General features: G+C 62.8%; 19 protein-coding genes. 13 read left to right on the top strand and 6 right to left on the bottom strand.

Features of this window, described 5'->3' with window-relative positions:
- Positions 1–130: 130 nt before the first annotated feature.
- A complete protein-coding gene (locus AC1DDS_RS02925; RefSeq protein WP_310415016.1) occupies positions 131–1147 on the bottom strand; it encodes a polyprenyl synthetase family protein in 1017 nt (338 codons plus the stop codon).
- A gap of 104 nt (positions 1148–1251) precedes the next feature.
- On the opposite strand from AC1DDS_RS02925, the gene AC1DDS_RS02920 reads away from it, so the two are divergent.
- The 7 genes from AC1DDS_RS02920 (at position 1252) to AC1DDS_RS02890 (ending at position 6952) form a co-directional block, all read left to right on the top strand.
- Positions 1252–1473 carry a putative signal transducing protein gene (locus AC1DDS_RS02920; RefSeq protein WP_477477506.1) on the top strand — a complete coding sequence of 74 codons (222 nt, stop codon included), beginning with the start codon at positions 1252–1254 and terminating at the stop codon, positions 1471–1473.
- Positions 1470–2285: a tRNA1(Val) (adenine(37)-N6)-methyltransferase gene (locus tag AC1DDS_RS02915; protein ID WP_477477505.1), complete on the top strand. Its 816-nt coding sequence runs from the start codon at positions 1470–1472 to the stop codon at positions 2283–2285. The genes AC1DDS_RS02920 and AC1DDS_RS02915 overlap by 4 nt, the downstream gene beginning before the upstream one ends.
- Before the next feature lie 126 nt (positions 2286–2411).
- Entirely contained in the window at positions 2412–3284 is an 873-nt protein-coding gene (locus tag AC1DDS_RS02910; RefSeq protein ID WP_477477504.1) for a S49 family peptidase, read from the top strand.
- Positions 3285–3298: 14 nt separating this feature from the next.
- Complete coding sequence (locus AC1DDS_RS02905) at positions 3299–3490, top strand: hypothetical protein (RefSeq protein WP_192242639.1); 192 nt, start codon at positions 3299–3301, stop codon at positions 3488–3490.
- A 194-nt stretch (positions 3491–3684) separates the two neighbouring features.
- A complete protein-coding gene (locus tag AC1DDS_RS02900; protein WP_477477503.1) occupies positions 3685–4752 on the top strand; it encodes a dTDP-glucose 4,6-dehydratase in 1068 nt (355 codons plus the stop codon).
- A gap of 96 nt (positions 4753–4848) precedes the next feature.
- Complete coding sequence (locus AC1DDS_RS02895; RefSeq protein ID WP_477477502.1) at positions 4849–5808, top strand: glycine--tRNA ligase subunit alpha; 960 nt, start codon at positions 4849–4851, stop codon at positions 5806–5808.
- A gap of 85 nt (positions 5809–5893) precedes the next feature.
- Positions 5894–6952 (top strand): type I restriction endonuclease, encoded by a 1059-nt coding sequence (locus tag AC1DDS_RS02890; RefSeq protein ID WP_477477501.1) that lies wholly within the window; start codon positions 5894–5896, stop codon positions 6950–6952.
- 116 nt (positions 6953–7068) lie between these two features.
- Here the strand turns inward: AC1DDS_RS02890 and AC1DDS_RS02885 are convergent, their stop codons facing one another.
- Positions 7069–7263, bottom strand: a complete 195-nt coding sequence (locus AC1DDS_RS02885) for a hypothetical protein (protein ID WP_477477500.1) — start codon at positions 7261–7263, stop codon at positions 7069–7071.
- Positions 7264–7532: 269 nt separating this feature from the next.
- Here AC1DDS_RS02885 and AC1DDS_RS02880 point away from each other — a divergent pair, with 269 nt between their 5' ends.
- The 4 genes from AC1DDS_RS02880 (at position 7533) to AC1DDS_RS02865 (ending at position 12927) form a co-directional block, all read left to right on the top strand.
- Entirely contained in the window at positions 7533–8081 is a 549-nt protein-coding gene (locus tag AC1DDS_RS02880; protein ID WP_310414995.1) for a LemA family protein, read from the top strand.
- 15 nt (positions 8082–8096) lie between these two features.
- Positions 8097–10040, top strand: coding sequence for a DUF2207 domain-containing protein (locus tag AC1DDS_RS02875; protein ID WP_477477499.1), 1944 nt, complete (start codon positions 8097–8099; stop codon positions 10038–10040).
- 105 nt (positions 10041–10145) lie between these two features.
- Positions 10146–12374 carry a glycine--tRNA ligase subunit beta gene (gene glyS, locus AC1DDS_RS02870; RefSeq protein ID WP_477477498.1) on the top strand — a complete coding sequence of 743 codons (2229 nt, stop codon included), beginning with the start codon at positions 10146–10148 and terminating at the stop codon, positions 12372–12374.
- Between the two features lie 49 nt (positions 12375–12423).
- Positions 12424–12927: a 2-thiouracil desulfurase family protein gene (locus tag AC1DDS_RS02865; RefSeq protein WP_477477497.1), complete on the top strand. Its 504-nt coding sequence runs from the start codon at positions 12424–12426 to the stop codon at positions 12925–12927.
- A gap of 111 nt (positions 12928–13038) precedes the next feature.
- On the opposite strand, the gene AC1DDS_RS02860 is transcribed toward AC1DDS_RS02865, so the two are convergent.
- Positions 13039–13515 carry a plant virulence effector HPE1-like domain-containing protein gene (locus AC1DDS_RS02860; protein WP_477477496.1) on the bottom strand — a complete coding sequence of 159 codons (477 nt, stop codon included), beginning with the start codon at positions 13513–13515 and terminating at the stop codon, positions 13039–13041.
- 119 nt (positions 13516–13634) lie between these two features.
- A complete protein-coding gene (gene purD, locus AC1DDS_RS02855) occupies positions 13635–14906 on the bottom strand; it encodes a phosphoribosylamine--glycine ligase (protein WP_477477495.1) in 1272 nt (423 codons plus the stop codon).
- A gap of 215 nt (positions 14907–15121) precedes the next feature.
- Here purD and ubiA point away from each other — a divergent pair, with 215 nt between their 5' ends.
- On the top strand, positions 15122–16072 hold the full coding sequence (gene ubiA, locus AC1DDS_RS02850) for a 4-hydroxybenzoate octaprenyltransferase (protein WP_477477494.1): 951 nt from the start codon (positions 15122–15124) through the stop codon (positions 16070–16072).
- Between the two features lie 5 nt (positions 16073–16077).
- Here ubiA and AC1DDS_RS02845 read toward each other — a convergent pair whose 3' ends face one another.
- A complete protein-coding gene (locus AC1DDS_RS02845; protein ID WP_477477493.1) occupies positions 16078–17451 on the bottom strand; it encodes a class I SAM-dependent methyltransferase in 1374 nt (457 codons plus the stop codon).
- Positions 17452–17869: 418 nt separating this feature from the next.
- Positions 17870–18436: a DUF6101 family protein gene (locus AC1DDS_RS02840; protein WP_310414973.1), complete on the bottom strand. Its 567-nt coding sequence runs from the start codon at positions 18434–18436 to the stop codon at positions 17870–17872.
- Positions 18437–18731: 295 nt separating this feature from the next.
- Here AC1DDS_RS02840 and AC1DDS_RS02835 point away from each other — a divergent pair, with 295 nt between their 5' ends.
- Positions 18732–21035 carry a DUF1217 domain-containing protein gene (locus AC1DDS_RS02835; protein ID WP_477477492.1) on the top strand — a complete coding sequence of 768 codons (2304 nt, stop codon included), beginning with the start codon at positions 18732–18734 and terminating at the stop codon, positions 21033–21035.
- The last annotated feature ends 29 nt before the right edge of the window (positions 21036–21064 follow it).

Genomic DNA, 21064 nt, shown 5'->3' with positions numbered 1-21064 from the left:
GTGCCGGCAGCTGCGGCCGCCGGCACATCGCGATCCTGTCCAAATCAACTGGACTCATGGCTTGAGAGAATGGCTTTTTTGGCGCGGTGCGGCAAGAATTTCCTGCACAGCGGAAAGCAAGTCTTTGCGATCAGCTGACGCGGGAAATGCAGAAATCGATCACTTCCAGGAGCGCGGATTTCCATGGACTTGCCGGCAGCGGTGCCAGAGCGTCCCGGGCGATCGTGCCATAGTGCTGCGCCCGAGCGATGGTGTCCGACAGGCCGCCGTAGCGGGTGATCAGCCCGAGGGCATGCTCAAGGTTGGCGTCGTTGCTCTCGCCGCCCTCGATCGCCTTGCGCCAGAACGCGCGGTCCTCGGCGGTTCCACGCCGCCAGGAAAGGATGACCGGAAGGGTGATCTTTCCTTCGCGAAAGTCATCGCCGACATTCTTGCCCAGATCGGCGGCCTTGCCGCCATAGTCGAGCGCATCGTCGACGAGCTGGAAGGCAAGCCCGAGGTTCATGCCGTAGGACCGGAGTGCATTGCGTTCGGCCCGGCTGGTGTTCGCGACGATCGGACCGACTTCGGCGGCGGCGGCAAAAAGGGCCGCCGTCTTGGCGCGGATCACTTCGAGATAATCGTCCTCGGTCGTCTCCATGTTCTTGGCGACGGAGAGCTGCATCACCTCGCCCTCGGCGATCACGGTCGCCGCGGAGGACAGTACATCGAGCGCCTCCAGCGAGCCGACCTCGACCATCATCTTGAAGGCCTGGCCGAGCAGGAAGTCGCCGACGAGGACGCTCGCCTGGTTGCCCCAGATCATCCGGGCCGTCGATTTTCCGCGGCGCAGGTTGCTTTCGTCCACGACGTCGTCGTGCAGGAGCGTTGCCGTGTGCATGAACTCGACGCTGGTCGCGAGCTTGATGTGATGGTCGCCCTCATAGCCGAACATCGAGGCTGCCGCGAGCGTCAGCATCGGCCGCAGGCGCTTGCCACCGGAAGATATCAGGTGGTTGGCCACTTCCGGTATCATCTGGACGTCGGAACCGGCCTTCGACAGGATCAGTTGGTTGACCCGCTCCATGTCGGCTTTCGTCAGGTCCACCAGGGGTTTGACCGACGCCAGTTTGTTTTTGCCCTCGTCAAGCGGTATCACGACGCCCAAATGCCTGGACTCCTGTTCAATTCCGTTGCGGGACAATAGAAAGGGGGGGCTGTCTGAGCAAGAGGCGAATTGTCCCGGAAGCTCAAATATAGCTGGAAAAACGAATGATTGAACTGATCCGCGCCAACGATGCAGTCCTGCTCTCCTTTGCCGACAGCCTGTTGCGGGATGCCGGCATCCATTGTCTGATCGCAGACCAGGGCATGAGTATCCTTGAGGGCTCGCTCGGCATGCTGCCGCGACGGCTGCTGGTGGATGCGGAGCGCGAGGACGAGGCATGGCGGATCCTGCGGGATGCCGGGCTCGGCGCGGAGTTGCGGCCGTGACGAGGCTGCAAGACGAGGTTGCTGTCGCCCAGACCATCGATGCCTTTCATCGCGGCCGGTTTCACATCGTGCAGCCGAAGGGTGGCGGGCATCGGTCCGGCATGGACGCAATGCTGCTCGCCTCGCTCGTGGTTGGGGAGGGGGCGATGCGTGTCGCCGATCTCGGTGCCGGAGCCGGGGCGGCGGGCCTTGCCGTCGCGTCGCGGATCGAGGGCGCGCATGTGCTCTTGGTCGAGCGCTCGCCGATCATGGCCGACTACGCCCGCAAAAGCCTTGCACTACCGGAAAACCGCCGGATTGCCGGTCGTATCGAGGTTGTCGAGGCGGACGTGACTCTGACGGGCCGAGCGCGGCTTGCCGCGGGGTTGGAGGACGAGGTGCAGGACCACGTCGTCATGAACCCTCCGTTCAACGATGCCAGCGACCGCCCCACGCCGGACGCGCTCAAGGCCGAGGCGCATGCGATGCAGGACGGCCTGTTCGAACAATGGATCCGCACCGCCGGCGCCATCATGAAGCCGGGTGGCCAGCTCTCCCTGATCGCCCGGCCGGAATCGGTTGCGGCGATCATCGATGCCTGCGGCAGGCGGTTCGGTGGCATCGAAATCACCGCCTTGCATCCGCGTCCCGGCGAAAGCGCCGTGCGCATTCTCGTGACGGCGATCAAGGGCTCGCGGGCGCGCCTGACCCTGCGTGCGCCGCTCGTCATGCACGAGGACGACAGTCACCGTTTCTCAGCCGTTGTCGACGATCTCAACAACGGACGGACGGGTTATGCGCGGCTGACGACCGGCCGGCAGCGGGCGCGATGACGGTTGCACGCGTCTGACGTGCGGCGCGCTGGCGCAATCGGCCGGATTTTGTTGCAAAACCATTGCGTTTTTCCGCTGCGTGCATACATCTGGCGATGAAACGCGCATTGGAGACACGATAACGACATGGCCGGCTTTTTCAGGAAGTTGATGCCGAAGCGGTTCCGCAAGGAAGGCGTCACAATCCCGGTCGTGCGACTGCATGGCGCGATCATGGCAGGCGGAGGCCCGTTCCGTACCACGCTCAATCTGGCGGCTGTTGCCCCCATCCTTGAAAAGGCCTTCGCGATAAAGGATGCGCCCGCCGTTGCCATCGCGATCAATTCACCTGGCGGCTCCCCGGTGCAGTCGCGCCTGATCTTCCAGCGCATCCGCGATCTTTCCAGCGAAAAGAACAAGCGCGTTCTCGTCTTCGTCGAGGATGTCGCCGCGTCGGGCGGTTACATGATCGCGCTTGCCGGCGACGAGATCTTTGCCGATCCGACCTCGATCGTCGGTTCGATCGGCGTGGTTTCCGGCGGCTTCGGTTTTCCCGATCTCCTGAAGAAGATCGGCGTCGAGCGGCGCGTCTATACCGCCGGCGAGAACAAGGTGATCCTCGACCCGTTCAAGCCGGAGCGGGAATCCGACATCGACTACCTCAAGTCGCTGCAGGTGGAGATTCACGACGTTTTCATCGGCATGGTCAAGGAGCGGCGCGGCCCGCGTCTGTCCAGTGATCCGGACCTCTTTTCCGGTTTGTTCTGGACCGGGCAGCGCGGTCTGGCGCTGGGGTTGATCGATGGCATTGCCGACATGCGCGCCGAAATTCGCCGTCGGTATGGCGACGATGCAAGGCTCCAGTTGATTTCGCCGGCGCGCGGACTTTTCGGCCGCAAGATACCAGGAGTGGGTGCCGAACTGCTGGCGGGATCCGCCGAGCAGGTCGTGGTTGCCGGAATCAGTGCGCTCGCCGAGATCGCCGAAGAGAAGGCGCTCTGGTCGCGCTACGGCCGATAGGTCGGGGAGGGGAGATGCCGCAACTCATATTCCTGCTGATCGTCGTGGCGGTGGCCTGGCTCGGCTATCGCAAGTTCGTTGCCGATGCCGAACGGCTTTCGCGCAAGCGCCGTGCCGCAGAGAAAGAGCACGAAACCGGGGCAATCGGCACGCTCGTGAAGGACCCCGAGACCGGCGAATACCGGCTCCGCAGGGACGACGAATAGGCGAGCCCCCAGCTGACGCTTGTACCGTTTCGGGACGTTGCCACCACCTTCCGTGCCGGTTCGGATCGTTAACCAGATCGCGTAAGGTTAACGCCGTATAAAGGCCTGCCGATCCGCCGGCGCGCATTGCGTTGGCCCGTGAAAATTATGAAAACCTGCCATTCCAGATTGCATTGAACGGGAAGGCAGACACCATGGCTTCGCTCGACCTCGCCAGCATCCGCACCATCGTCGTCACCGGTGGCGCCGGCTTTATCGGCTCGCATGTGGTTGACGATCTCCTTGAGACCTGCCCGGTCGCGCAGATCCGTGTCCTTGATGCCTTCACCTATGCCGCCAACATGACCAACCTCGACCGCGCCATGCGCTCCGGCCGGGTGACCCTGCGCCAGGGCGATGTCGGCAATCTCGATCTCGTCACCGAACTGCTTCGCGGCGCCGACCTGGTCGTGCACGCGGCCGGCGAAAGCCATGTCGACCGATCCTTCCTTTCGCCCGAGCGCTTCAGCGTCTCCAATGCCATCGGCACCCAGATCCTCGCCGAGGCAATGGCCAGGCGCCAAGTGCCGCTGATGATCCATGTGAGCACGGCGGAGGTCTATGGTTCGTCGAGTGCGCCGCTAGCCGAAACGGCGGCCATGCAACCGGACAACCCGCTCGGCGCCTCGAAGGCCGCAGCCGAAATGCTGCTTTCCGGCCTGTCCGTGGTCTACGATCTCGACATCCGCGTGTTGCGCCCGGTCAATATCGTCGGTTCCCGCCAGAACGCAGAGAAACTGTTGCCGCGGTTTCTCGAGCTTGCCGCCGTCGGCAAGCCGCTGACGATCCATGGCGACGGCGGCCAGCGCCGTTCGTTCCTTGCGATCTCCGACTTTTGCTCAGGCTTGCGCGCCGTCGCCAATCGGGGTGAAAGGAACGGCGTCTACAACATGTCCGGACCGGAGACCTACTCGGTGCTGGAAGTTGCCCGCATGGTGCTGGAATCGGCTCCTGACCCGGTTTCCGGCTTGACCTTCAACAACGGCCGTCCCGCCGACTACAGCCGTGCGCCGGTCTTGACGGAGGCCATCGCCGGTCTCGGCTGGCGCGCAGAGGCTTCGCTGCGCGGGGAACTGAAGGCGCTCGCCGGTTGGTATCGCTCAAGGTTGACGCCGCTGTCGCGCACGGTCTTCCGCAACGCTCCCGATCTGGCACCCGGCGACTCGACGGTCGCGACGCAGCCGGCCGGCTCCGGTCTCTTCCGTTCGCTCGAGCGGCATTGACGCGGCGGGGGGCGAAAGCGGCCGCTGCACCCTTGACCCTGCCTGCGTGCCGTGGCACCTGTCCGCGCATCCCAAAGACCCATCCGGACCGGACCGATGACCTCTGCCGCCCTGCCTGACCACATGCACCCGACGCGCTCCTTCCAGGGGCTGATCCTGACGCTCCACAATTACTGGGCGGACAAGGGGTGTGCGGTCCTGCAACCCTATGACATGGAGGTCGGTGCCGGCACGTTCCATCCGGCAACGACGCTGCGCGCCCTCGGCCCCCGTCCGTGGAAGGCCGCCTACGTCCAGCCGTCCCGCCGCCCCTCCGACGGCCGCTACGGCGAGAATCCGAACCGCCTGCAGCACTACTACCAGTACCAGGTGATCCTGAAGCCGAACCCGTCGAACCTGCAGGAGCTCTACCTCGGCTCGCTCGCCGCGATCGGCCTCGATCCGCTGCTGCACGACGTCCGCTTCGTCGAAGACGACTGGGAAAGCCCGACGCTCGGCGCCTGGGGCCTCGGCTGGGAATGCTGGTGCGACGGCATGGAAGTCTCGCAGTTCACCTATTTCCAGCAGGTCTGCGGCATCGAGTGCGCGCCCGTCGCCGGTGAGCTCACCTACGGCCTCGAGCGCCTCGCCATGTACGTGCAGGGCGTCGACAACGTCTATGACCTCAACTTCAACGGTCGCGAAGGCGAGGACAAGATCACCTATGGCGACGTCTTCCTGCAGGCCGAGCAGGAGTATTCCCGCCACAACTTCGAATTCGCCGACACGGCGATGCTGCACCGCCATTTCATCGATGCGGAAAAGGAATGCCTGGCGCTGCTCGCCGCCGGTGCCCCCGGCGACACGGCCAACGGCTACCACAAGTGCGTGCTGCCGGCCTACGACCAGTGCATCAAGGCCAGCCACGTCTTCAACCTGCTCGACGCCCGCGGCGTCATCTCCGTCACCGAGCGCCAGAGCTACATTTTGCGGGTGCGCACTCTGGCGAAAGCCTGCGGCGAAGCCTTCCTGCTGACCGACGCCGGCGGCGTGAACTGGGTCGAGAAGGCGGCGTAGTAGACGCTTTCAGCCAATTGTCGCGTGCAACTTGACGATGCTGCAGGCGTAGGTAACCTTGCTCGAATAACGGGTGGGGGAAACTATGAGCACAATCGATGAGAGTTTGCGTGCGATCTCCGAACGCGTGAAATCGCATTCTAGTACGATGGCAACCGAGGAGGCAGTTAAGACTGCCGTCGTTTTGCCATTTCTGAGGACGTTGGGTTACGACGTCTTTGACCCCTCTGAGGTCATCCCTGAATTCACCGCCGATGTAATGGGAAAGAAGGGCGAAAAGGTCGACTACGCGATAAAAATTGATGGCGACATTCGAATACTAGCCGAATGCAAACCGATATCCGTCGCGTTGGATAAGAAACATCTTGATCAGTTGTACCGGTACTTCAGCGTCACGAATGCGAAGTTTGCAATCCTGACCAACGGACGAACTTTCAATTTCTATACCGATCTCGAAGCGCCGAATAAACTCGACGCCAGGCCGTTTTTTGTGTTCGATGTGGCAGACTTCAATGCAGGCACGGTCGCGGAGCTGCGTAAGTTCGAGAAGGCGACGTTTGATGTTTCGGCCATTTTGGCAACGGCTGAAAGGCTCAAATACACGTCCGGGATCAAACAGGTTATCTCCAAGCTGATCGAGGATCCAACTGACGATTTTGTGCGCATGGTGGCGGGGGACGTGTACGAGGGGCGCTTGACCGCTTCAGCGCGCGAGATGTTGACAGGGGTTGTGCGAGCCGCATTCAGGGAAGTCATCATGGACTCCGTGAAAAGTCGGCTGTCGAGCGCGCTTGCGGACACACAGGAAGTAATCGAGAAGATCGATGACCCGGCGGCGGATGAACCAGAAATCATCACCACGGACGAAGAGCGCGAGGGCTACATGATCGTGAAGGCGATCGTGCGAGATACCATCAGTCCCAGGCGCGTGACGATGCGCGACCAGAAGACATACTGTGGCATATTGATTGATGACAACAATCGAAAGCCACTGTCGCGGCTTTGGTTCAATCGCTCCGTAAAATATATCGGACTGTTCGACGGTGAAAGCGAAGATCGCATCATCATCAATTCGCTGGACCAGATATACGATCACTCTGAGCGATTGAGGGCGACGGCGGCAAAGTACATAAACGGCACGTAGGCGAAGCCTTCCTGCTGATCGACGCTGGCGGCGTGAACTGGGTCGAGAAGGCGGCGTAGTAGACGGTCGACCGTTCGCACATCGAATGGGTGGGGTTCATGGACGCCTCTCTCCGCTCACGCTTCTGCACGAATTTTCACGCCCATCTCTTGCGCCTTCGGTGCAGGAGAGGCGATGGGTTGCGACTGGCAGTCGTAGGTCTGCAGCGCCCGGCGCACGCCGGTCGGCCGTTCCGCTGGCATGCCTTCCGTATAGGCGATGAAGAGAGCGGTGAAGCCGAGGATATTGAGGGCGGTTGCGAGCGTTTTCATCGCCGTTGGCCTTGCGGGGTTGATGCGATCTGATGGCCTACTATGACGCCGACTGCCCAGCCTCGCGGTTCCCGGGGGAACAGGCTGGATTTATCTTCGCTGACATGGACGGGCTGCGCGAAACCGATGCCGCAAGGGCGGCGTCGGCTTACCGCTCGCAAGATTTGCATTTTCTTGTCGCAACTGCCGGATGAAGTCGCTTGAAGGGCTTCCCTCTGTCTGCGTGAATGATACCTTCGCGACGCTTCGCCCTTTCAACGGAGGACACCATGATCGGTCTGGCAATCGCAGCGGTGGTCGCGTTCTACGCGATCCTTCTTTACAACGGCCTGGTGAAGGCCCGGCAGGTCAAGGAAGAGGCCTGGTCGGGCATCGACGTACAATTGAAGCGCCGCGCCGATCTGATCCCGAACCTGATCGAGACGGTGAAGGGCTATGCGAAACACGAGCGGGAAACGCTGGAGCAGGTGGTGGAACTGCGCAACAAGGCGCAGGCGGTGCCTTCGGGCGATGTTGCCGGGCGCGCGGTCGCCGAAGGTATGCTCGGCCAGGCGCTCGGCAAGCTGTTGGCGCTCGCCGAGGCCTATCCCGACCTGAAGGCCAACCAGAACTTCAGCGAGTTGCAGCAATCGCTCGAAACCATTGAGAACGAGATCCAGATGTCGCGCCGCTACTACAACGGCGCCGCCCGCGACCTGAACGTCAAGGTCGAGAGTTTTCCGTCCAATCTGCTGGCGACCGCGTTTTCCTTCGTCAAGGCGCCCTTCTTCGAGATCGAGAACGCCGCCGACCGCGCCGTCCCTACGGTGAAATTCTAGGAACCGGAGCGGGCCATGTCGCGGATCGCAACCTGCCTCCTGTTCCTGTTTGCGCTTCTAACGGCCGGTGTCGGTCAGGCGGCGGAGTTCATCTCCTCCTTCCATGCCGATATCGACGTGGCCAAGGATGGGGAGTTGACCGTCACCGAGACCATCAAGGTCAATGCCGAGGGCAATCTCATTCGCCGCGGCATCTACCGTGACTTTCCGCTGACCTTCGTCGATGATCAGGGACGGCGGCGGCAGGTCGGCTTCGAGATCCTGGACGTGCTGCGGGACGGCGATACCGAACCCTATCACACCGAACAGGAGAGCGGGGCGATCCGCATCTATTTCGGCGCCTCCGACGTGCTGCTCGATCCGGGGCCGCACACCTATGAGCTGACATACCGGACCGATCGCCAGATTCGCTACTTCGACACCCACGACGAACTGTTCTGGAACGTCACGGGAACGGAATGGGCGTTTCCGATCCGGCAGGCCTCGGCGACGGTCACGCTGCCCGACGATGTCGAGCCGCAGGACCTGACGTTTTTCACCGGCGCCTATGGCGATACTGGCAACGACGCCCGGGCGAGTTCCGCCGGCAGCCAGGCCGAATTCGTCACGACCCGTGGGCTCGGCGCGCACGAGGGGCTGACGATCGGCGTCAAGCTTCCAGCCGGCAGCATCGACCGGCCGAGCGCTGCTCAGGAGCGGCTGTGGTTCCTCAAGGACAATGCCGGAGCGCTGATCGGCATCGGCGGGCTGGCGCTGGTCGCGCTCTACTATCTGCGCGCCTGGACCATCGCCGGACGCGACCCGGCCGGCGGCGTCATCGTCCCGCAGTGGCATCCGCCGGACGGCACCTCGCCGGGGCTCGTGAACTACATCGACAACCGGGGCTTCGGCGGCGAGGGCTGGACGGCGCTGTCGGCCGCCCTGCTGAACCTCGCCGTGAAGGGGTACGTCACGCTCAACGACCTGAAGCAATCGATCGTCGTCATGCGCACGGCAAAGCCGGTGGACGGCAAGCTTCCGACCGGCGAGGGCGTCCTGCTGAAATCGGTGAACGGCGAAGGCGACAGTCTGACCATCGACAAGGCCAACGGAACCCGCGTCCAGACGCTCGGTTCCCGCTTCCGCCAGTCGATGGAAGCGGAGCATCGCGGCAAGTACTACCACGCCAACTGGGGCTATATCGTCGGTGGCGTCGTGCTGTCGGCGCTCTGCCTGCTGGCGCTGCTCGTTTTCGGCAACCTGTCCGAGGACGGAATCGCGCTGGTCGTCTTCCCGGCGGCGGCGGCCTTCTTTCTCTCCGTCTTCGCTGTATCCTTCGGCAAGTCGCTAAGGGGCGCCAGAAGCCTCGGCCAGCGCATCATGTCGGTCGTGATCGTCGCCTTCTTCGGTTTCGTGTTCCTGAGCATCTTCGGTGCCGTTCTTGCCGGTCTTGTCGCAAGCGGCGTCGAAAGCGGCAACCTCGCGATCCTTGCCGCCGTCGGCGGCATCATCCTGCTGAACCTGCTGTTCTATTTCCTGATGGGTGCGCCGACGCCGATCGGCCGAAAGATGATGGACGGCATCGACGGGCTGCGGCAGTACCTGACGCTTGCCGAAAAGGAGCGGATGAATCTCGCGGGCGTGCCGGAGATGTCGCCGCAGCACTACGAGACGCTGTTGCCCTATGCGGTGGCGCTCGGCGTCGAAAAGCCGTGGTCGGCGACCTTCCAGCGCTGGCTTGCCGCTGCCGCAGCCGGGGCAGCAGCAGCAGCGGCGTACCATCCGAGCTGGTACAGCGGCGACGGCTTCGGCTCCGGCAATTTCGCCGATCGCATGGGCGGCTTCGCCGGCTCGATGGCCGACACCATCACCGCCTCACTACCGCCCCCGCCCAAGAGTTCGTCGTCCGGCTTTTCGGGCAGTTCCGGCGGCGGCTTCTCCGGCGGCGGTGGCGGCGGCGGTGGCGGCGGCGGATGGTGAGCGCAGTGGCGTGGCCTGAGACTTTTCCGCCATCGAACGGATGACATTTGCCGCCGGGCTTGCTAAGTCCGCCGCAGTCCAACGATCTCCACGAAAAGCACCACAATGCCCGATCTTCTGCTTGAGCTCCGTTCCGAGGAAATTCCCGCCCGCATGCAGCGCAAGGCGGCTGGCGACCTGAAGAAGCTCGTCACCGACGCGCTGGTCGATGCCGGTCTCACCTACGAGGGTGCCCGGGAATACTGGACACCGCGGCGGCTGACACTCGACATCCGCGGCCTCAATACGCGCTCGAGCGACGTGCGCGAGGATATCAAGGGACCGGCCACGTCGGCTCCCGAGCAGGCGATCCAGGGCTTTCTGCGCAAGGCAGGCCTGGCCTCGATCTCCGAAGCCCATGTTCATTCGGATCCGAAGAAGGGCGATTTCTACGTCGCTCACATCGTCAAGCCGGGCCGGCCAGCCGACGAGATCATCGCCGAGGTGATGCCCGGCATCATCCGCAATTTCCCCTGGCCGAAGTCGATGCGTTCGGGTGCGGCATCTGCCAGGCCGGGCGCGATGCGCTGGGTCCGCCCGCTGCAGTCGATCGTCTGCGTGTTCGGCTCGGAAACCGAGGAGACGCGGGTCATTCCGTTCGAGATCGACGGCATCGTCGCGTCCAACGTCACCTACGGCCACCGCTTCCATGCCCCGGAGGCCTTCACGGTCCGCCGCTTCGCCGATTATGTTGTCGGCCTGGAAAAGGCCAACGTCATCCTCGACGCTGAACGCCGCAAGCAGATCATCGCGGCGGATGCCGCCAATGTCGCCTTTGCCAACGGCCTTGAACTGGTCGAGGACGAAGGGCTGCTCGAAGAGGTCTCCGGCCTCGTCGAATGGCCGCAGGTGCTGATGGGCACCTTCGAGGAGGAATTTTTGACAATCCCGGCGGAAATCATCCGCCTGACGATCAAGACGAACCAGAAATGCTTCGTCACCCGCCCGGCCGGCGGGGAGGGGCTGTCCAACCATTTCATTCTCGTCGCCAACATCGAGGCGAAGGACGGTGGCAAGGAGATCGTCCACGGCAACGGCAAGGTCGTGCGCGCCCGCCTGTCCGACGCCCGCCACTTCTGGACCCGCGACCAGCACGACCTGCCGGATCTCGAAACGCTTGCCGCGTCGGCGGAAAAGTTCGGCCTCGACCTGAAAAAGCCGCTCGACCAGCGCATGGCCAAGCTCGACGCCCTGAACGTCACCTTCCACGCCAAGCTCGGCACGCAGGGTGAGCGCGTGCAGCGCATCCGTCATCTCGCCGCCGAACTGGCGAAGGTCACCGGTGCAGATCCGAAGCTCGTCGATCGGGCCGTCGTGCTCGCCAAGGCGGATCTGCGCACCGAGGCCGTCGGCGAATTCCCGGAACTCCAGGGCATCATGGGCCACAAGTACGCGCTGCTGCAGGGCGAGTCCCAGGCCGTCGCCGACGCCATCGAGGATCACTACAAGCCGCAAGGCCCGTCCGACCGCGTGCCCTCCGATCCCGTCGCCATCACTGTCGCGCTGGCCGACAAGCTCGATACGCTGATCGGCTTCTGGGCGATCGACGAAAAGCCGACCGGCTCGAAGGATCCTTACGCGCTGCGAAGGGCGGCGCTCGGCGTCATCCGCATCCTGCTGGAGAAGGGGACAAGGCTGGGTTTGTTTAACTCCCTCAATTCCCACTTTAAGCTTGCAGACAACGCGATTGATGAACTCGAAATTGCCAAGAAGCGGCAACAGGGTGGAGACTTCATGCACGCTCGCGCGATCGTTGGTGACGGATTAAGCCACGAGCGCGACCTGCTCTCCTTCTTCCACGACCGCCTGAAGGTCTATTTGCGCGATCTCGGCGCCCGCCACGACCTGATCGACGCGGTGCTGACGCCGGATGCCGACGACCTGTTGATGGTCGCCCGCCGCGTCGAGGCGTTGACGGCCTTCATCACCTCCGAGGACGGCCAGAACCTGCTCGCTGGCACCAAGCGCGCCACGCAGCTTCTCGCCGCCGAGGAGAAGAAGGGCACCGTGGTCGCCGACGGCATTGCCTCCGACCTGTTCCGGATTGCCGCGGAGAAGGACCTGCACGATGCCATCGTCGTTGCCACGGGCGAGGCAGCCGACGCCGTCGCCAAGGAGGACTTCCAGTCCGCCATGACGGCGCTGTCGAAGCTGCGCGCCCCGGTAGACACGTTCTTCGATGACGTACTCGTCAACGACGAGGATGCGGCGATCCGGGCCAACCGCCTGGCGCTGCTCGCCGCGATCCGCTCGGCCACCGGCACGGTTGCGGATTTCTCGAAGATCGCGGGATAACGCTGAACCGCGAGTCGGGAAGTTGTTCCCGGTAAAAGGAGCGGTGCTGATGCCCGGAAAAATCCTCATCAGCGCCTGTCTCATGGGCCTGCCGGTTCGCTATAACGGCGCGTCCAAGCCGTTGCTGCACGAGGCGATAGCGCGCTGGCAGGTAGAGGGGCGGCTGGTAACGGTCTGTCCCGAGCTGGCGGGCGGCTTTGCCGTTCCGCGACCGCCGGCCGAGATCGAAGCGGCGATGACCGGAAACGAAGTCCTCGACGGTATCGCGCGTGTCCTGGAGTCGACCGGTGGCGACGTGACGGAGGGTTTTGTCGAGGGCGCCTTGCGCGCGCTTGAGATCGCGCGTGAGAACGATTGTCGATATGCGCTTCTGATCGACGGCAGTCCGTCCTGCGGCTCTGGCTTCGTCTATGACGGTAGTTTTTCTGGAAAGCGCCTGGCCGGCGCGGGTGTCACGGCGGCCTGTCTCAAGCGGCACGGCATTGCCGTCTATGCCGATACCGAGATCGACGGTCTCATCGCGCGCCTGGCGGAAGACGATGCCGACGGCTGATAAAGCTTGCGCCCCTGCTTCTCTTCAGGGGCGCAAGATATCTGCCTTTGCCGGCAGATACCCTATCAGCCTGGAGGGGCCGATGGGGCAGGGAACCCTATTACTATGGGGTCAATTGACCCGAAGTTCAAATCCTGACGGATCAAGCTCTCGTGAACCGGCCTCTTGAGAGCCCGCCGCGGCAGTAGCGGAAACTGCGGCCGAACCGGTTTCGAGTGCGCCCGTCTTGGCTTCGGGGTCGATGATGTTGCCGGTTTCGGCCGAATTTGTGGCCTCGGTGTTCCCCGTGCCCTCTTCGGGTGCCTTGCTGACGAAAATCACCGGCGAGCCGCCGAGCCAGGCCTCGCTGCGGAAGACCTTTCTTTCACCGCCGACTTCGCGGATCTCGACCTTTTGCGTGCCGGGTTCGATGTCGGGCACGATGTAGGTCTTGCTCCGCTTCGTTTCCTTCAGTGCCGGGCAGTCGGCGCAGGAAATCGTCTGGATGCTACCTTGGCCCTTGCCGCCGGAGGCGATCGGTTCGATCGAAGAGGCAAGGGCAGGGGCGCCAAGAAGCGCAAATGCAACGGTTGGCAAGAGGCTACGCATCACTGGTTCTCCCGTAAGGTCGACGGAAAGACTATGCGTTTTCCGTTACATTCCGGTCAGGAGAATTGGTAAACATTGAATGATGCGTCGTTTTGTGCCGCTTGCCGAAGTCGGCCGCTTCAGGCCTTTTCGCGTTCCACCGCGCGCCAGCCGATATCCCGGCGGCAAAAGCCGTTTTGCCATTTCACCTGATCTGCCAGGGCGTAGGCGCGGGCCTGCGCCTCGGCGACGGTGGGCGCCACCGCGGTTGCGTTCAGCACCCGGCCGCCGGTCGCGACCAGTTCGCCGTCCTTCAGCGCTGTGCCGGCATGAAACACCTTGGTCGTGTCGCCGTCCGCCGGAATGAATCCGATCGGCGTGCTCTTGTCGTAAGCGCCCGGATAGCCCTTCGACGCGAGCACGACGGTCAGCGCCGTCTCATCACGCCAGGTGGCGGAGACCTTGTCGAGCGAACCGGTTGCCGCAGCGTGAAGCAGCTCGAGCAGGTCGCTCTCAAGCCGCATCATCAGCACCTGGCACTCCGGATCGCCGAAGCGGACGTTGTACTCGATCAGTTCCGGCCCGTTCTTCGTGATCATCAGGCCGGCGAAGAGCACGCCGGTGAAGGGATGGCCGTCCGCCGCCATGCCGCGAATGGTGGGCTCGATGATCTCCTGCATCGTCCGCTCGACCATTTCCGCCGTCATTACGGGAGCAGGCGAGTAGGCGCCCATGCCGCCCGTGTTCGGGCCGGTATCGCCGTCGCCGACGCGCTTGTGGTCCTGGGCCGAGGCGAGCGGCAGGGCGTTCTTGCCGTCGCAGAGGCAGAAGAAGCTCGCCTCCTCGCCGTCGAGGAAGGCCTCGACCACCACTTCCGCTCCCGCCGCACCGAAAGCGCCGTCGAAGCAGTCGGCGATGGCCGAAAGCGCCTCGTCGACTGTCATCGCCACCGTCACACCCTTGCCGGCGGCAAGCCCGTCCGCCTTGATGACGATTGGAGCGCCCTGTTCCATCACATAGGCCTTTGCCGAAGCTGCATCCGAGAAGCGCTCGTAGGCGCCGGTTGGGATCGCGTACTTGGCGCAGAGATCCTTCGTGAAGCCCTTGGAGCCCTCCAGTTGCGCGGCCGCGGCCGAGGGGCCGAAGACGTCGATGCCATCGGCGCGCAGCCGGTCGGCCAAGCCCGCCACCAGCGGCGCCTCGGGGCCGACGACGACGAAGGTGATGCTATTGTCGCGGCAGAAGGCAGAGACGGCCGCATGGTTGTCGACGTCGAGCGCTGCAAGCGTCGCGTATTCGGCCATGCCGGGATTGCCGGGAGCGGCAAAGAGCGTGGTCAGGCGTGGCGACTGGGCAATCTTCCAGGCCAGTGCGTGCTCGCGCCCGCCCGAACCGATCAACAAAACCTTCATGGCCAATCCCCTGCAATCTGAGTGTGCCCGCCGGTTAAGCGGGTGGGGGCTAAACGTCAAGTGCTGCGTTTGCGGGAATCGCGGTGTGACAATGGAAGGTGCGGTTCACTTTGCGATGACACGCCTCTGCACGCCAGGTTCGGCGTCCTGTTGCCCGGATCGGCAATCCCGCACATCGACCTTGACCCGAGCCAGCCGGACTGCGAACTAGGTGCATGAGCATCAATCCCGATTCCGGACGCGTTGCCGACGCGCCCTCCGACAACTGGGTCTATCGCGTTCTTCCCCGCTCGCTCTGGCCCTATGCGCAACTCGCCCGCTGGGACCGGCCGATCGGCTGGCAACTGCTGATGTGGCCCTGCCTGTGGTCGGCCGCACTCGCCGCCAACGTGGCGCGGGCAGCTTCCTCCTACTCACTGTCGCAGTTTGTCTGGCACCTGCTGCTGTTCGTCATCGGCTCGATCGCCATGCGCGGTGCCGGCTGCACCTATAACGATCTGGTCGACCACGAGATCGACAAGGCGGTGGCGCGCACGCGCTCGCGGCCGTTGCCGTCGGGCCGCGTCACGCGTGGCCAGGCGAAGCTGTTCATCGCCCTGCAGGCGCTGGTCGGATTGCTGGTTCTCCTGCAGTTCAACCTCTTCTCGGTCATGCTCGGCGTAGCTTCGCTTGCGATCGTGGCGATCTATCCCTTCGCCAAGCGCTTCACCGACTGGCCGCAGTTCTTTCTCGGGCTGGCCTTCTCCTGGGGCGCGCTGATGGGCTGGTCGGCGCAGTTCGGCACGCTGTCGCTCGCCGCCATCGCGCTCTATGGAGGCGCCGTTGTCTGGACGATCGGCTACGACACGATCTACGCCCACCAGGACAAGGAAGATGATGCCTTGATCGGCGTTCGTTCGACCGCGCGGCTGTTTGCGGAGCGAACCCGCCAGTGGCTCGTCACCCTTTATGGACTGTCTGTGCTGCTGATCCTCGCGTCGTTCGCTCTCGCCGGTGTCGGCGTCCTCGCCTATCTCGGGCTCGCCGTAGCCACCGGGATGCTGGTCTGGCAGATCGTCACGATCGATATCGACGACCCCGAACAGTGCCTGGCACTGTTCAAGTTCAACGGGGTCGTCGGTCTGATCGTGTTTATCGGCCTTCTCGCCGCATTGCCTTTCGCCTGAGGTTTTCAGGCGGATTTCAGGATATTCGCCCGCGCGTCGTCCGGATCCACCCGGCGTGCGCCGCCATAGATCGTCGTGCGATCGAAGCCGATGCCTGAAGCGCCGGAACGGCGGTTGGTGGCGACGACCTGGAATGCGTTGAGCGCGCCACGGTGGAACGAGAGGGCGCAGAGCGAGAGATAGAGCAGCCAGATGCGCGTCTGCGGCATGCCGACGAGGGCAGCGCCCTCTTCCTTGCGGTCGTAGAGACGGCGTACCCAGTGTTCCGTCGTGTAGCCGAAATGTTCGCGCACGGCCTCGACTTCGTGCACTTCGAAGCCGGCCTGCTCCAGCGCGCCGGTGGTCATGCCGATATGATCCAGCTCGCCGCCCGGGAAAATGTACTTGATGATGAACTGCATGTAGGGCGTCAGCCGCGGGAAGTCTTCCAGCCGCGCCGTGTTGCGGCGGAAGCTGGCCTGACCGAAATAGACGCCGCGCGGGCGCATGTGCTTGCGCAGGTACTTGTAGAAGTCCTGGTGGTTGGCGATGCCGACATGCTCGATCATCTCGACCTGGGCGATCTTGTCGAAGATCTGGTCGTCTGCGAGGCTGCGGCAGTCACGCAGTTCCACCTTGACCCGGTCGCCGAGGCCCATGTTCGCGACCTTGGTCTTCACGTGGGCGAACTGCTCCTCCGACAGCGTCGTGCCATAGGCCTCAACGCCATAGTGCCGAGCGGCATAGCACAGCAGGCCACCCCAGCCGCAGCCGGGGTCGAACAGCTTGTCGCCAGGTGCCAGGCGGAGCTTGCGGCAGATGAGGTCGAGCTTGTTCAGCTGTGCTTCGTCGAGCGAGGAGTCCGGTGTCGGGAAGTAAGCGGAAGAATACACCATCTCCTTGTCGAGGAAGAGTTCGTAGAACGCGTTGGAGAGGTCGTAGTGGAAGCCGATCATCTCCTTGTCGTTCCGGCCGCTGGTCGGCGTGACGCCGGCCTTTTTCGTGAAGCGCTTGACGAAGGAGGAGACGGAATAGCTCTTCAGAAGGATGGGCAGGGCCATCTTCAGCATGCGCGCCTTGTTGACCTTGCGCGGCAGTGAGAGGAACTGCAAGTGGTCGACCTGGCGCATCGCATCGATCGGGTTGGCGCCGACGACGTCGAGGTCGCCCGTCGCGTAGAGTTCGGCAACGCTGATCAGCGACGGCTGGCGCAGCAGGCGGCGCAGCACGTTGGCGGAAGCGATGACGAAGCGGATCTCTTCCTGGGCGCCTTCACCGAGCGGGATGATCGTGCCGTCCCAAAGCTCCAGGCAGATATTGACGTCGAGATGTTTCGCCAATTCGCCGATGACGGCTTTGGCTGCTTGCAATTCACGATCAGTACCAAGTTCACGCGACATATAGTGACTTCCTGACGTTGAAGAAAAACGCACTGCAATGTGCGGCTTCATGGCCGGTTGTCAACCTCTGATTGCCTTGCCGTAACGCAGCAAGTGCGCGCCGACGGGGGAGTCTGGTGCGTCAGGGTGGTTCGAAACGGTGGCGCGCCGGGCGATCGGCTGGAGGAGCGCCGCATCGGCTTTCCGGATATGCACGACGAGGGGGAGAGCTTTGCTGATAAGCGTTCGCCGCGCGGTTCCCTCGCCGGGGTGTCAGAAGTGGTTCTGGGAGAGCAGCGAACGAAAAAGCCGACCGCAGGGGGCGGCCGGCTGGGGCAATTCCGGCGCGCGATCGCGAGCGGATTTGCCAAAAGGATAGGTCGTCGTCGCGACTGGAGGAAGCGCAAACGCCCTATGGGGTCATGTCGTCATTGCATGTTCAACGGCGCGCGATGATCTCGCGGCCGTCGATCATCATCTTCAGGCCGAGATCGCCGGTCGAGCGGCGGACGAGAAAGCGCGGCCGGCGATCGGCGAAGTAGGTGTGGTGGCGACGCTTGCGTGCCGGGCGGGCGGGAAGCGAGCCGAGGTGCATCTCCAGCGGCCGGGCGACCCCGTCGGCCTCAACCATCAGCATCGGGATGCGATAGGCGTCGGCCCAACTGCGCCAGTCCGCGGCGATATCGCAGAGGTCGTGCGCGACGAGCAGCGGAATGCACAGGTCCGGATCGTCGTGGTGCAATTCGAGCGTCACCGTGACTTCGCCATTGCCGTGGTCGATCGCGCGAGCGGCCACGCCCTTGAAGGCGCGGGCGGGCAGGGCAAACGAAAGCGGCAGGCCGCTGGAGGGCAGGATCTTGCGCAGTACGGCGCCGCGCTCGTCGAGCGTGATCGTCACGTCGCTCATATCGCTGCGCAGGGCATAGGTGATCTGCTGGGGGAACCGCTTGGGGTCGAGCCGAAGTGTGCTTCCGGCCCAGGCCGGCTTGGAAACGGTGTTCAACATGTCTTTCGCCCTTGTCTTCCTTGAGAGCCGGTGACCGGTCTTCTCCGGGGACTTTTTCGTCCCTCTGTGTGTGACGGGAAGATTAGGCGCCGTATCTTCCGCTCCGCTTAAAAATCGCGGTTAAGAAAACTTTGCCCGGGCAGATGGTTAGCAAAATGCCGCTTGGTCAGGGTTTCCGTTTCGTCAATGCGTCGGTTCGACAGCCACGGACAAGGCAATCCGGCTAGGCTCGGAAAAGCAATGGTGCACGCGTGCGCCGCCTGCTGCAGCAAGGTGCAAAAGGGATAGTCTTGCAATGCTTTCGACCTATACGAGCTATAATCTCTTCGCCAAGGATCTGCTGACGTCGCTGAACCGTGTTTCGCAGCAGACAATCAATGCGCGCGAGGCCGAGTACTATAAGGCGAACATCGGCAAGGTCGGCTCGATCGACGAATTCCTGGATGATTACCGGCTCTACAATTATGCGGTGAAGGCGTATGGGCTGGAGGAGATGGCCTATGCCAAGGCTTTCATGCGCAAGGTCCTGGAAAGCGATCTGGCCGACTCCAACAGCTTCGTCAATCGTCTGACCGATACCAAATACCGTACCTTTGCGCAGTCCTTTTCGTTTCAGAGCGAAACCGCGATTGCCCAGTCGGATGCCCAGTTGGATGAGGTGATCGGGCTCTATACGGCGACGGTAAACAACGCCGGCAAGGTGCAGCAGGAAGAGACGCGCTACTACAACATCGTCGTCGACAAGGTCACGACGGTCGACCAGTTGCTTCAGAACGAGCGGATGAGGGCCTACGTCTTCACGGCCTTCGGCATCGACCCGGCCACGTTTTCCTACCAGGCCGTGCGCGGGGCGCTGACGAGCGATCTCGACGATCCCGACAGCTATGTGAACCAGACGTTCGGTGCAGCGATTGTCGACTACACGGCGAAGATCGCCGCTGCGAATGCGCAGCTTGCCGATCCCGACCTGTCCGCCCAGACAAAGGCGGCGCTGAAGTCGAAAATATCCGGTTGGAATGCCCAGATCTCCTCGGCGGAGAAATTTCTGGCGCTGGCGGCTGCCTACAATTTCAATATTGACGGAACCCTGCCGGCCGGCACGCTGGCGCAGACGGAGGTGCAGAAGACAGCCACCAACAAGGCCTATGTGCTCTCCACCCCGCGCGTGACCTCCGCCGCGGCCCTCTTGACCAAGGCGCACTTCGAGGAGGCCGTTGCCACCGCCACCACGGTCGATGAGCTTCTTAAGGACACCCGTGTCCTGAATTACATCAAGGTTGCCTACGATCTGAACGGCGTCACCATCATGCCGTCGACGATCAAGAACATCCTGACCAGCGATCCGGACGATCCGGGCAGCTATGTCCATACGGTCGGCAAAGGCGACGAGAGATATGTCGCCCTGGCCAAGGCATTCAACTTCCAGCCGGACGGCACGCTCGCGGCCGGCGATCAGGCGCAGAGCGCCGAAAAGACCGCCGAGGCCGGTCGTCTCTACATGACCCGCTACAACGACGCGGACGATGCAGCCGACGAGAAACTCATCAGGGAATACAAGGTGAAGGCCGGGCTCCTCACCAACGTCGACGAATTCCTCACGACGCCGAGCATCTACAAGCTCGCGCTCAATGCCTTCGGTCTCAATCCGAGCAGCGAGAGTGCCTACAAGATCAAGCAGGTCATGTTGAGCGACCTCAACGATCCCAAGAGTTATGTGTACCGCCTGAAGGACAGCCGCTATCTCGAATTGGCCAAGGCCTTCAATTTTGACGACAAGGGCGCCATCGACGTGCCCGTCATGGCCCAGACCGGGGCGGAGATCCAGATCGTCTCCAAGGCCTATGTGATCGAAAAGTCCCGGTTCGGCACGGCAGACGACAAGAAGAAGGCGGAGTCTGAGGCGAAATATTACGCCGAGCAGATCCAGACAATCGGATCGCTCAAGGAGTTTCTTGCCAATTCGCGGCTCGTCGACTTCGTCCTGGAGGCAAACAACATCGATCCGAAGACTGTCCCGGAAGGGTTCATGGCGCAGATCTTTGCCTCCGACCTCGACGATCCGGACAGCTTCGCCAACCAGCAGCCCAACCGCAGCTACCGCACCATCGCCGCCTCGTTCAATTTCGGTGCGTCGGGTCAGGTGGAGCGTCCGCATGACACAGCGATCCAGACACGTCGCGGCATCTATCAGACCCTCGACTATTACGTCCGCCAGGCCATGGAGGTCGAGGCGGGCGAAGACAATGCGGGTGTTCGTCTGGCACTCTATTTCGAGCGCAGCGTGAATTCGATCTCCAGCGCCTACGACATTCTCGCCGATGACGCCCTGTATCAGGTCTTCAAGACCCTCCATGGTCTCCCCGACGAGATCGGCGGCGCCGACATCGATGCTCAGGCCGAACTGATCAAGCGCTATATGGACCTGAAGGATCTGCAAGATCCGGAAAAGGTGTCGAAGATGATCACCAAGTTCGCCGTCCTCTACGACCTGGAGAACTACAGCGAGACGTCCGGTGCCGTTGCCGTTCTCAGTGGTGGCGGAAACATCAGCGCCGACACGCTGTGGAGTGTGGCCCAATTGCGAAGCGGCGGGAGGTAGCCAGGCCGACTGGGCGCCACGGCTTGCGT

This window comes from Mycoplana sp. 10N416 (assembly GCF_056394765.1).
The sequence above is the reverse complement of the archived record's forward strand: the minus strand, read 5'-3'. Positions and strand labels throughout refer to the sequence as shown.

Coding starts and splice junctions, on each gene's coding strand:
- glyS (WP_477477498.1), top strand. CDS start 10,146: ATGCCCGATCTTCTGCTTGAGCTCCGTTCCGAGGAAATTCCCGCCCGC.
- purD (WP_477477495.1), bottom strand. CDS start 14,906: ATGAAGGTTTTGTTGATCGGTTCGGGCGGGCGCGAGCACGCACTGGCC.
- ubiA (WP_477477494.1), top strand. CDS start 15,122: ATGAGCATCAATCCCGATTCCGGACGCGTTGCCGACGCGCCCTCCGAC.
- AC1DDS_RS02860 (WP_477477496.1), bottom strand. CDS start 13,515: ATGCGTAGCCTCTTGCCAACCGTTGCATTTGCGCTTCTTGGCGCCCCT.
- AC1DDS_RS02880 (WP_310414995.1), top strand. CDS start 7,533: ATGATCGGTCTGGCAATCGCAGCGGTGGTCGCGTTCTACGCGATCCTT.
- AC1DDS_RS02895 (WP_477477502.1), top strand. CDS start 4,849: ATGACCTCTGCCGCCCTGCCTGACCACATGCACCCGACGCGCTCCTTC.
- AC1DDS_RS02845 (WP_477477493.1), bottom strand. CDS start 17,451: ATGTCGCGTGAACTTGGTACTGATCGTGAATTGCAAGCAGCCAAAGCC.
- AC1DDS_RS02890 (WP_477477501.1), top strand. CDS start 5,894: ATGAGCACAATCGATGAGAGTTTGCGTGCGATCTCCGAACGCGTGAAA.
- AC1DDS_RS02885 (WP_477477500.1), bottom strand. CDS start 7,263: ATGAAAACGCTCGCAACCGCCCTCAATATCCTCGGCTTCACCGCTCTC.
- AC1DDS_RS02910 (WP_477477504.1), top strand. CDS start 2,412: ATGGCCGGCTTTTTCAGGAAGTTGATGCCGAAGCGGTTCCGCAAGGAA.
- AC1DDS_RS02905 (WP_192242639.1), top strand. CDS start 3,299: ATGCCGCAACTCATATTCCTGCTGATCGTCGTGGCGGTGGCCTGGCTC.
- AC1DDS_RS02920 (WP_477477506.1), top strand. CDS start 1,252: ATGATTGAACTGATCCGCGCCAACGATGCAGTCCTGCTCTCCTTTGCC.
- AC1DDS_RS02835 (WP_477477492.1), top strand. CDS start 18,732: ATGCTTTCGACCTATACGAGCTATAATCTCTTCGCCAAGGATCTGCTG.
- AC1DDS_RS02875 (WP_477477499.1), top strand. CDS start 8,097: ATGTCGCGGATCGCAACCTGCCTCCTGTTCCTGTTTGCGCTTCTAACG.
- AC1DDS_RS02900 (WP_477477503.1), top strand. CDS start 3,685: ATGGCTTCGCTCGACCTCGCCAGCATCCGCACCATCGTCGTCACCGGT.
- AC1DDS_RS02840 (WP_310414973.1), bottom strand. CDS start 18,436: ATGTTGAACACCGTTTCCAAGCCGGCCTGGGCCGGAAGCACACTTCGG.
- AC1DDS_RS02865 (WP_477477497.1), top strand. CDS start 12,424: ATGCCCGGAAAAATCCTCATCAGCGCCTGTCTCATGGGCCTGCCGGTT.